This is a genomic window from Acinetobacter sp. P1(2025) (genome assembly GCF_051390655.1).
Classification (GTDB): Bacteria; Pseudomonadota; Gammaproteobacteria; order Pseudomonadales; family Moraxellaceae; genus Acinetobacter; species Acinetobacter junii.
This window is the reverse complement of sequence record NZ_JBPKBJ010000090.1, coordinates 1-10,634: the sequence shown is the minus strand read 5'-3', so window position 1 is coordinate 10,634 and position 10,634 is coordinate 1. Positions and strand designations below refer to the sequence as shown.

At 32.6% G+C, this 10,634-nt stretch carries 9 protein-coding genes and 1 pseudogene; 9 read left to right on the top strand and 1 reads right to left on the bottom strand.

All coding sequences use genetic code 11. From position 1 onward, the window contains the following. The 7 genes and pseudogenes from ACSC97_RS16105 to ACSC97_RS16075 all read left to right on the top strand — a co-directional run. A partial coding sequence (locus tag ACSC97_RS16105) for a hypothetical protein (RefSeq protein WP_436661943.1) occupies positions 1 to 283 on the top strand: 283 nt, incomplete at its 5' end. 141 nt (positions 284 to 424) lie between these two features. After that, the gene (locus ACSC97_RS16100) at positions 425 to 2,065 is read left to right on the top strand and encodes a TolC family protein (protein WP_436661941.1); all 1,641 of its coding nucleotides are present in this window, start codon (positions 425 to 427) and stop codon (positions 2,063 to 2,065) included. 9 nt (positions 2,066 to 2,074) lie between these two features. Further along, a complete protein-coding gene (locus tag ACSC97_RS16095; RefSeq protein ID WP_436661939.1) occupies positions 2,075 to 3,340 on the top strand; it encodes an HlyD family efflux transporter periplasmic adaptor subunit in 1,266 nt (421 codons plus the stop codon). A gap of 48 nt (positions 3,341 to 3,388) precedes the next feature. Then, positions 3,389 to 5,542 carry a type I secretion system permease/ATPase gene (locus tag ACSC97_RS16090; RefSeq protein ID WP_436661937.1) on the top strand — a complete coding sequence of 718 codons (2,154 nt, stop codon included), beginning with the start codon at positions 3,389 to 3,391 and terminating at the stop codon, positions 5,540 to 5,542. A gap of 119 nt (positions 5,543 to 5,661) precedes the next feature. Next, the gene (locus ACSC97_RS16085; protein ID WP_436661935.1) at positions 5,662 to 6,117 is read left to right on the top strand and encodes a phage tail assembly chaperone; all 456 of its coding nucleotides are present in this window, start codon (positions 5,662 to 5,664) and stop codon (positions 6,115 to 6,117) included. A gap of 401 nt (positions 6,118 to 6,518) precedes the next feature. Then, a pseudogene (locus ACSC97_RS16080) lies at positions 6,519 to 6,905 on the top strand (lytic transglycosylase domain-containing protein); the annotation flags it as partial. Positions 6,906 to 7,183: 278 nt separating this feature from the next. Next, positions 7,184 to 7,750 (top strand): recombinase family protein, encoded by a 567-nt coding sequence (locus ACSC97_RS16075; protein WP_004282172.1) that lies wholly within the window; start codon positions 7,184 to 7,186, stop codon positions 7,748 to 7,750. A gap of 198 nt (positions 7,751 to 7,948) precedes the next feature. Here ACSC97_RS16075 and ACSC97_RS16070 read toward each other — a convergent pair whose 3' ends face one another. Next, complete coding sequence (locus tag ACSC97_RS16070) at positions 7,949 to 8,977, bottom strand: hypothetical protein (protein ID WP_436661933.1); 1,029 nt, start codon at positions 8,975 to 8,977, stop codon at positions 7,949 to 7,951. Between the two features lie 639 nt (positions 8,978 to 9,616). On the opposite strand from ACSC97_RS16070, the gene ACSC97_RS16065 reads away from it, so the two are divergent. Next, entirely contained in the window at positions 9,617 to 9,847 is a 231-nt protein-coding gene (locus tag ACSC97_RS16065; protein ID WP_436661931.1) for an antitoxin, read from the top strand. Continuing rightward, positions 9,844 to 10,239 carry a type II toxin-antitoxin system tRNA(fMet)-specific endonuclease VapC gene (gene vapC / locus ACSC97_RS16060; protein WP_436661929.1) on the top strand — a complete coding sequence of 132 codons (396 nt, stop codon included), beginning with the start codon at positions 9,844 to 9,846 and terminating at the stop codon, positions 10,237 to 10,239. The genes ACSC97_RS16065 and vapC overlap by 4 nt, the downstream gene beginning before the upstream one ends. The last annotated feature ends 395 nt before the right edge of the window (positions 10,240 to 10,634 follow it).

Below are 10,634 nucleotides of genomic sequence, written 5' to 3'. Positions count from 1 at the left end.
GTACTTCGGTGAAGGTTCAATCATTGGTTCAATCGTTAATACGATGAAAGATACAGTGGGTGGTATCTTCGGTGAAAACTCTCTATTAGGTAATATTGGTAATGCGAAGACTGCTTCTTCAGTTGAAGATTTAGTTGTAGATGATACTCATATCAACTTAGATGCATTATTACCTGCAACAGAAACGGTTGGTGTTGCTTTAGCAACTGAGATGCCAGTTGCTGTGAATTCGACACCTGAGCTTCTAATGGCGATGAATGATCAACAATATCATGTTGCCTAATTGATGTTATAAAGCAAAGGCTATTTATATAGTCTTTGCTTTTTTATAAGTGACATTTGTTTACTCAACAATCATGGTTTTCGTGATCATTTATGAAAATTTATCAGTATTTCAATACATAAGAGCCGTTAAGGTTTAGCAATGAAAAAAAAACAAGTTTGTATTTGTATTGGCGCTATTTTAGTAATGATGCCAACAGTTCAACACGCTAAAATTTATCCGGTATCTTTTGAGGAAGATAAAGCACCACAAGATCAAAGTTTAATCAAGTCTAATGTGGTAGCTAACTCCTCTGATACTTCAGTAAAATCTTTCAATACAAATAATCAAAATGTATTAAATAATTCTTCTGTGGGTAGTAAAAAAATTAATACACCGGATAAAGCTAATTTAAATATTCAGGGAAATATTAGTTTTCAAAAAAATGTAGGAAATTCAAATGAAATAGTTTGGGGCTCTACAATCAATGTGAAAAATAAAAGTGAATTTATTAAAAAAGGTGAAGGTGTGTTTTTTAGTAGATGGAAACACAATGATGAAAAATATTACCTTACAGATGTCTTAAGGCGAGCTGTAGATTGGAATCCATCAATTAAATTAGCAGATAGTGGGGTTAAGTTGAGTGAAATTTCAATTAAAACAGCAAAGTCAGCATATTACCCAAAAGCCTCAATGAAAGTGGAAACTGGATATGAGGATGATTCATATGGCAATACACCATTTAAATCAGATTTGGTACTTGACGTATCTCAAATGATTTATGACTTTGGAAAAACCAAAAGTAATGTTGGTTTGGCTCAAGCAACACTAGGAAAAGAATCGAAATTATTTAAATCAAGTTTAGATGACGTTGTTTATACAACATCAAAAGCTTATCTGGAAATTGTTCGCTATAATTTTTTGGTTAAAATTGCAGAAGATCAAGTTAAGGGGCTTGAGGAATTAAATCGCATTGCTAAAAGAAGGACTGAATTAGGGGCAAGTGCATATTCTGATTATTCTCAATCTCAGGATAGTTTAGCGGAAGCTGTCTCAGCCGTATTTGAATATAGAAGTCAACTTCGAAAATGGATAGCAACATTAAATACGATAACTAATAAAGATATTGGGGATCATATTTATTTAAGATTTAATCACTCAGACTCTACTAAGGTTTGCAGTGATATTAATGTGAATAAGATTAACCCATCTAAAGTGGAGCTTGCTGAAGCACAAGTTGAAATGGCTGAAAAACAATTAGATGCAGCCAAAGCCAATTTATTTCCAACACTTTCATTAGTACCTCGCTACTCATATGAAATAGCAGGTGAGGATAATTATTATAATGTTGATCGTGATAAAGGTCGTGCAGGTATTTTATTGAAATTAGATGTGCCCCTTTTTCAAGGTGGCGCACTAATATCAAAAAAACAAGAGGCGCAACAAGCTTTAATCTCAGCAAAATATAATGTCGATACAGAAAAATATAAAGCTAGAGAATCATTACTTGAAGCATCTAGTCAGATTGATAATATTTTAAATAGCTTAGAGTCAAAATTTTATAAAGAAGATTATACCGTCAAAACGAGGGATTTATATAAGTTGCAGTTTATTGAGTTGGGGAATAGATCATTTCTAGATTTATTGTCGGCTGAACGATCAATTTACAATAACCAAATGAATATTATTAACTCTTACTATAATATCGACTCTTTGGCATTAGAGTGCTTATATCAGTCTGGTAAATTAAATACGTTATTGCCTTATGCATATAACACAACAACTGTAACATTGAATAAATAGGGGCTAATAATGTTTAAAAAGTTATCTAGAATAAAAGAATTTATTAGCTCCGTTTTTTTTGATAAAGAAAATAAGCGAAATAAAGTTGAAGATGAGCAAATCTTAAATCAGATTCATATTTTAGAAGATGGGAATAATGTCAGTGCAAGTAAGGCAACAAATATTATAATTGTTGTATGTGGTTTCTTGTTTGTATTTTTTTTATGGGGTTACTTTTTTAAAATTGATGAAGTTTCTAAAGGTGAAGGTAAAGTTATTCCAAGTTCGAAAGAGCAAACAATTCAATCAATGGATGGCGGTATTTTATCTTCAATATCAGTAAAAGAGGGTGATATCGTTAAAACAGGCGAGGTGATTGCAACTTTAGATCAAATTCGTACAACTTCAAATTTGCAAGAAACTTTCGCAAAATATAATGCTGCTTTAGCTGCACAGGCTAGACTTTATTCTGAAGTAAATAACATCCCCCTTAAATTTCCAAAAGAATTAAATAAATTACCAGATTTAATTCAAGCAGAGACGAATTTATATCATTCTAGAGTAGAAAACTATAAAGCATCATTAAAAAATATTGCAGATTCTCGTAGTTTAATAGAAAGCCAGCTTTCAATTAATAAGCGCTTGGCTGAAGAGGGGGCTGCAAGTCGGGTAGATGTAATTAATCTTGAGCGACAAATTGTTGATCTAAATATGAAGCAAGCTGATTTACAGAATCAGTTTGTTGTCCAGGCTAGACAAGAATTTACTCGAATTAAAGCTGAAGTAGAAGCGTTAGCACCAATTATAGTTAGTCGTAAAGATATGGTGGAAAAATCAAGTATAAAATCTCCTGTGTATGGAATTGTTAAAGATATCCAGGTAACGACCGTTGGCGGTGTAATTCCACCAAATGGGACTTTGATGAATATTGTTCCTTTAGATGACAAACTTTTGATTGAAGCACAAATTTCACCTAGAGATGTTGCTTTTATAAGGCCTGATCAAAATGCTCAAGTAAAAATTACTGCTTATGATTATTCGATTTACGGCACATTAGCAGGAAAAGTAGTCACAATTTCACCAGATACAATTAAAGATGAAGTCAAACCTGATGTTGTTTATTACCGTGTTTACATACGTACAGATAAAGATTATTTAATAACCCCTGGTGGGATTAAGCATTATATAACTCCTGGTATGGTCGCGACTGTAGATATTAAAACAGGTCAAAAAACTATTTTACAATATTTAATGAAACCATTTAATAAAGTTAATGAAGCTCTGCGTGAAAGATAAATTCTTTTTTAATTAAATGGGTTATGTATAAAATTGGTTGGAAAATAAATGAATAAAGAAATTCTTGAAAATTTTAGTGACGATATTTTAGATAGTGCAGATTATGAGCGCTTAGAAGTATTTAAAGAGTGGAAAGATGGTATTTTAGCTATTGCAAAACATTATCGTATAGATGTTTCTGCGCAAAATATTTATAACACTTCTTTGTGGAATCAGAATTTATCTGATTTTGATGTAATACGTACCATGTCTAAAAAAGCGAATTTGGGGGTGCGTGTTCAACCAATTAAATCTGTAAAATTTAGTCCGTGGTTATGTCCTGTTCTTGCAAAATTTAACGATGGTCATGTGGCGATTATCAAATCTATTAACAAAGGCAATAATGAAGTTTTATTATCGTTTATCCATGATCAAGGTTTAGATTGCATATTTAGCTATGAGGCGCTGCTTGAATTTGTTAAAGATATTTATGTTCTTCGTCCTTTAATTAATATTCCAGATAGTAGGATTGATAGCTATATTAAACCTGTCGAAAAGTTTTGGATTTGGCGTATTATTTTTTCAGATATGAAACCGTATGCCTATGTTATCGTTGCTGCATTAATGGTGAATTTACTTGGTTTATCTGGAATTCTTTATTCTATGCAAACTTATGACAGAATCATTCCAGCACAATCTTATCCAACAATGTGGGTTTTGTTTATTGGTGTTTTACTGGCATATATATTGGAGTATTGCTTACGCTTAATGCGTTATAGCGTCATAGATGTACTTGGGAAAAAAGCTGATATAAAAATATCAGATCGAGTATTTGGTCATTCTTTACGAATACAAAATACTGCAAGACCAAAATCTACTGGTACTTTTATTGCACAAATCCGTGAATTAGAAGGAATTCGAGAATTACTTACATCCTCTACGATTGTTTCATTTATTGATTTACCATTCTTCTTTATTTTTGTTGCAATTATCTACTTCATTGGTGGAATTGTCTTTGTCGTACCTTTAATGGGTATGCTGTTAATGATTATTCCAGGGTTATTGTGTCAGAAAAAATTGGCTGAATATGCAACAGCATCGGCACGCGAAGCAAGCCTAAGAAATGCAATGCTTGTAGAAACAGTACAAGGATTAGATGATATTAAAGTTTTGCAAGCTGAACAACGATTTCAACAACAATGGTTTCATTATACTTGCATAACATCAGATAAAAGTTTAGAGCTTAAACATCTTACACATAAATTGAGCACGTGGACTGCAACTGTTCAAAACCTTGTTTTTGCAACAGTTGTCTTGGTTGCAACTCCACTAGCAATGAATGGTGATTTAACAGTTGGGGCAATGGTCGCTTCCGCAATTCTAAGTTCTCGTATGATGGCACCAGTCACTCAAATTTCTAATTTAATTACACGATGGCAACAGGTAAAAGTTTCAATTGAAAGTTTAGACGCAATTATGCAGCTACCAACTGATTCTCCAGAGTTTGCTAAACAAGTACATTCTGTAAATATTAAAGGTAATTATAAATTTGAAGATGCCTTGTTCACATATGGTGGGGGAAATTCAAGACCTATTCTATATATAAATGAACTTGAAATAAAAGAAGGCGAAAAGATCGCAATTTTAGGTCGTAATGGGTCAGGTAAATCGAGTCTATTAAAAGCTTTAGTTGGCTTGTTGCAAACAACTAAAGGTGTTGTAAAGATTGATAATATTAATATCAATCAATTAGACCCTTCAGATTTGAGAAGAGATGTCACGTATTTATCTCAGGATTCTAGATTATTTTATGGCTCGATCCGAGATAATTTAACTTTAGGTTCTCCATTGGTAACTGATCAAGAAATTATGAATATCATGTCTTTTACTGGAATTAAAAAGTTTATAGATCAATTACCAAATGGATTGGACTATATGATTCATGAGGGAGGACATGGACTTTCGGGTGGTCAATTACAATCTTTATTGTTAGCACGCACGATGCTAAGAAGTCCAAACGTAATTTTGCTCGATGAACCAACAGCCTCTTTAGATGATATTGCTGAAAAAGAGTTTGTTGAAAACTTAGGCAATTGGACTCAAGGAAAGACGTTAATTGTTGCGACTCATCGTAAGAGAGTTTTGGATATAGTGGATCGAATTATTATTGTTTCTGATGGTCAAATATATAAAGATCAGTTGAAAAGTGAAATTAGTTATTAGTTATTAGTTATTAGTTGTGCTTAATATATTGTTTATTATATTTTAATAGTTTAAATTTTGGTATAATTTTACCGTATTTTTATAGTTTTTATTTAAAAAATGGTTGGAGTGAAAAAACGATGAATAATCCAGATGTGAAAAATGTAGTTTTGGGTAATAAAAACTTTCAAGTTTTAAAGTTGGAGCCTTGGAAGCGTTTAATGTTTTTAGCAGATTTGCAGAAAGATTTTTTAACACCTGCGTTAAAGGAAATGGGTGCTTCAGATGTTAAATCTTTAGTAGGTGACAGTGAAACTAATATTGATGCTATGGCATTAATATCTAGTTTTTCTCAAGTTATTGATGGTCAAAGCATTGAAAAATGGGCTAAACGCATTGCTTCAGAGGGTATGTTGATTCAAGTTAGAGAGGATAATCAACGCGTTCGTATTGCATTTGCTGAATTTAGTAAGGTTTTTGAATCTCCAGCAGATATTTTAAATATATTTAAAGAGGCAATTTTATTTAATCTTGGAGATGTAAAGGAGTTAATGAAAACTGTGCAAAACCAAGTTGGTAATAAACCTAAATCTTAATAGTTTTATTTATCTTAACAAAGTAATTATTTTAATTACTTTGTTAAATAATATCGAATGTCACTACTATGTTTAAATACTATATATTTGCATTAATAATGCTTCTATCTCAAAGTTCTTTTAGTAAAACTGAGTATATTGCTTCTGAGGTAAGTGAACAGTCAGAAGATAAAATGATGCAGATTTTATTATTATTAGAACCAATTGAAATTTCAAAACATCAACAGAATACTATAAATAATATAAAGTTAGATAATAAAAAACTGTTATCAGTTTTGCATGTAAAAAATAAAGAATATAATTTGGAAATTGAAGATTTTGAGGATTTAAAAAATAAAATAATTACTGAAAAAAATAATGAAAACTTATTTATTGTTTCTAAGATACAACAACAAAAAGTTACTTTTAATGAAAGCTTTAATGAGTTTGATCAGGTTATTGCTAATGCCGCAAAAAAATACCAATTAGATCATGCTTTAATTAAAGCAATAGTTTCAGTCGAGTCTAGTTTTAATCCTTATGCATCTTCTCCTGTCGGAGCTAAGGGGCTAATGCAATTAATGCCAGCAACAGCAAAGCGTTTTAATGTAAAAAACTCTTTTGATGCGCATCAAAATATTCAAGCTGGTGCACAATATTTAAGTTGGCTAATAAATAAATTTGGTGGAAACCTAACTTATGCACTTGCTGCATATAATGCTGGTGAAGGAAATGTTCAAAAGTATGGAGGGGTTCCTCCATTTAAAGAAACACAGCTGTATGTAGTTAAAGTATTGGGATTGTATAAGCAGTATAGATAGTTGGTTTAGTGAGTATTAATGAATTTGAAAAGTATGAGAAGGAAAAAAACAAATAGGGCAAATTGAACCGTACTGGGTTTATCGGAGAGAAGTTTTTAATATCTAAATTTATGTAACTATAGAGTATACCCTAAAGTTACAATCTGAAAGTTCATGAAATTATGTATCATTTAAATGATTTTTAATCATAAATAACATGTAACTTTAGTATTAAAGATTTATAATTTACGAAATTGTTCATTTTTATCCAATTGGGGCGTGAAAAATTGAAAGGCCAAAAAGTAGGGTATATCCGGGTAAGTTCTGTCGAGCAAAACACTGGACGTCAACTTGAGGGAATTGAAGTCGACCGGATTTTTGTTGACCGTGCTTCAGGTAAAAATACTGACCGACCTAAATTTCAGGAAATGTTGAACTATGTCCGGGAAGGGGACAGGGTGATTGTACATTCCATGGATCGTTTTGCGCGAAGCCTGAAAGATTTGGTCACTGAAGTAGATAAACTGGTCAAACGAGGGATTGCCATCCAGTTTGTAAAAGAAAATATTACTTTTACGGCCGAATCCACCCCGATGGATAATTTGATGCTGCAATTGATGGGTGCTTTTGCACAGTTCGAACGTGAGATCATTTTAGAGCGGCAAAAGGAAGGAATAAAACTCGCCTCTGCTCAGGGGAAGTACAAAGGTCGGGTGCATAAACTAAAGCCTGACCAAGCTGAAGCTTTACGACAAGCATGGAGGGAAGGGAAGTATCCATCAAAAATGGCATTAGGAAAAGCTTTTGGGATTAGTCGTCAGGCGGTATACCGATATTTACAAGTTAGTGAATAGCTTATTGGGATTGGCAACTAAATTTAGTTTAACTTATAAAAATCATGAAACATTGTTCGAATTTTAAGCGTGGAACATAAATAATCAATAAAAAGCCGCTCTGGTACCCTATGCCCCACAACGGCTTGATCTAATATACTGAAATTTAATGATAAATATCAAGTATTTCGTATAAGGTGTATTATGTTAATTTTAGTTTCACTGCATAATATTCGCTTCTATATTTTCAACTACGTCACATATATTTTCGATAAGTTCTTCAATCATTTGATCTGTAATATTGGTACGACTTCCATCAACTCCATATCCACCCCTATGAGCACAATCATGGCGGATTTCTACACAGTTGATAAAATACTGAGACTGAACTTCTGTCATAAGACTATGATTCAAGAATTCATAAAATAAATCTTTAGCTGTACCAACGTTATGGAAACTAATCTGATTTAACACCTCTAATAATTTTTCGTTGACAAAGTTTGGAGATTTTTCAATGTCACTAAGAAAAAATTTTTCTTTAATTTTCTTAGATATATAGTTAGTTTTAATCTGTGGGTCACTAAATATTTTTTTAATAAAGATACTAAATAAGTAGTTTTCCATTGCAGCAACAACATAACCATAAATCATTGTATGAAAACTATGAAGTTGATTAGGGTCTGTAATTCCAGAGCTTAATAAATTACGAGCATTTTGAATTTGCGTATCGAATATAGATTTAGCTTCACTAGTATGTATGAACCAATCACTTTCGACTTTATCAGTATAAATTGTAGTCCTCTTAAAAGCTTTATCAAAAACTGGTTGATCAGCTAAATCATCAAATTTACTTTTATTTTTTTCAATGTCTTTAAGCTTAGTAAGCAGAAGTAGTTCTAAGGCAGAGTTGTTAAAATACTCTTTAATTTGTTTATAGTATTCAGAATTCTCGCCTAAACTATAGAATGAGTCAGGTAATTGATCAATTAATGACGTTGATAATGTCTGATACTCATCTATTTCACAAAAACTATTCTCTGTCTGATTCTCCTTAGCAATTTTTAATTGTCCAATTCTTCGTTGTGTTGCTAATCCAATCATATTCATAATATATAGATTGAAAGTTACCTTATAGCCGAAGTCATTCCATGAAGAATGCTCTAATAAAATCAAGTAATCCTCAATTTCGTTAATATCTAAATCTGACGTGTTTACATCACTAATTTTATTACAAATTAAAATTTTCATATATTTCTAAAGTATTAAAAAATCAAAGCTACTCTATAAAAATTAATCAAATATTACTATAAAAAATTAGCCTATTTAACATAATGGGCGTTATGCGAACCAAAATCTTAAAAGTTTATATTTTTCAACAACCTAAACATTTTACATAATCTCAAAATACCCCAAAAATCCGACTTCGACACATGTCGGTTTCTTTTTAAGCAGTTTTGATATCTTCAGCCAATCATTTTGGTTAAAAAATAATTAATTACGCGGTTTTTTGAACCTTATCAATTGTCACACAACCGAAATAATCCACAAAAAATGGGGATAAATTTTAAGCGATGTAAGCCCTGGCGTACAGCTTAAAACGTCCTTTGCGACTATCCCATCATGCAGCTATTTTCTATGATGGGGACATAGAGAGCAGGAAGCTCCAGATAACAATAACAAATGACAGCAACGGAAAATGCCGGTCCGACAGGAGTCAGATCAAAGTGCCTAATACGTAAAAAAGCCCAACAGGATGTTGGGCTTTTTTATTGTCTATTGTTTTTTATTCGCTCTAGAAATGATTATTTACATCAAATCTTAAAAAAAAAGCGCATTTAATGGTATGGTATGTATCAGTGATACCTATCTTATTCTTGGGAGATAAATATGGAAATTGCGAAAGTATTTCAAACAGGCCGAAGCCAAGCAGTTCGCTTACCTAAAGCATTCCGTTTTAATGGCACTGAAGTCGCGATTAAAAGTTTTGGTCGTGGCGTGTTATTGATGCCTATCGACAATCCTTGGGATGTGATGCTAGAAGCTCTAAACGAGTTTGAGGTTGGATTCCAGTTAGAACGAGCAGATCAGGGCGAACAAGAACGTGAGGAATTCAAATGATTTACCTCTTAGACACAAATATTTGTATCTATGTGATCAATCATAAGCCAGAGCATGTTTTTAAACGCTTTAAGCAATACCAGCTTGGTCAACTTGCGATTTCAAGTATCACGGCATCTGAGCTGGCTTTTGGTGTGGAGAAGTCTGGATCTGAACGCAACAAGCAAGCATTAAACAAGTTTTTATCACCTTTAGACATTCTACCTTACGATGAACATGCCATTTGGCATTACGCTAAATTACGCCAGGATCTTCAATCGAAAGGGAAAATGATAGGTAGCTTAGACATGTTAATTGCAGCTCATGCCTTGGCGCTAGATGTTGTATTGGTAACGAACAATATAAAAGAATTTGAACGTATCGATGACCTGAAGCTAGAGAATTGGGTCTAATTGTTATGTCTAGCCTCATTCAGGGCTAGACTTCGCATAAGAGATTTTATGTTAAGCAGATGATCAAAAGGCCCATGAATCGAGCCTTAACCTAACGGCCAAGGAGGATTATTTTTAATTTTTATGAAGTAATAATACTTGACTAAGATATCGGCAATATAAGCCAAACAAAACAAAAGTAGCATTAAATATACGATCAATAAGCAGATCATGAATACTGTTTCCCAACTTTCATAGTAGTTTTTATATATTTTTTTACTTACGTCCCACCCGTGAAGACTGTGAACCGTACCGGGTTTGTCGGAGAGTCAATATTCTGAGAGACTATCCCGATGACAAAATTAAAATATACCCCTGAAATCAGAGAAAGAGCGGTTCAATTATTGATTGAATCT

Bases quoted from the DNA above. Each gene is read 5' to 3' on its own strand.
- ACSC97_RS16070 (WP_436661933.1), bottom strand. From the start codon at position 8,977: ATGAAAATTTTAATTTGTAATAAAATTAGTGATGTAAACACGTCAGAT.
- ACSC97_RS16095 (WP_436661939.1), top strand. From the start codon at position 2,075: ATGTTTAAAAAGTTATCTAGAATAAAAGAATTTATTAGCTCCGTTTTT.
- ACSC97_RS16085 (WP_436661935.1), top strand. From the start codon at position 5,662: ATGAATAATCCAGATGTGAAAAATGTAGTTTTGGGTAATAAAAACTTT.
- ACSC97_RS16090 (WP_436661937.1), top strand. From the start codon at position 3,389: ATGAATAAAGAAATTCTTGAAAATTTTAGTGACGATATTTTAGATAGT.
- vapC (WP_436661929.1), top strand. From the start codon at position 9,844: ATGATTTACCTCTTAGACACAAATATTTGTATCTATGTGATCAATCAT.
- ACSC97_RS16100 (WP_436661941.1), top strand. From the start codon at position 425: ATGAAAAAAAAACAAGTTTGTATTTGTATTGGCGCTATTTTAGTAATG.
- ACSC97_RS16065 (WP_436661931.1), top strand. From the start codon at position 9,617: ATGGAAATTGCGAAAGTATTTCAAACAGGCCGAAGCCAAGCAGTTCGC.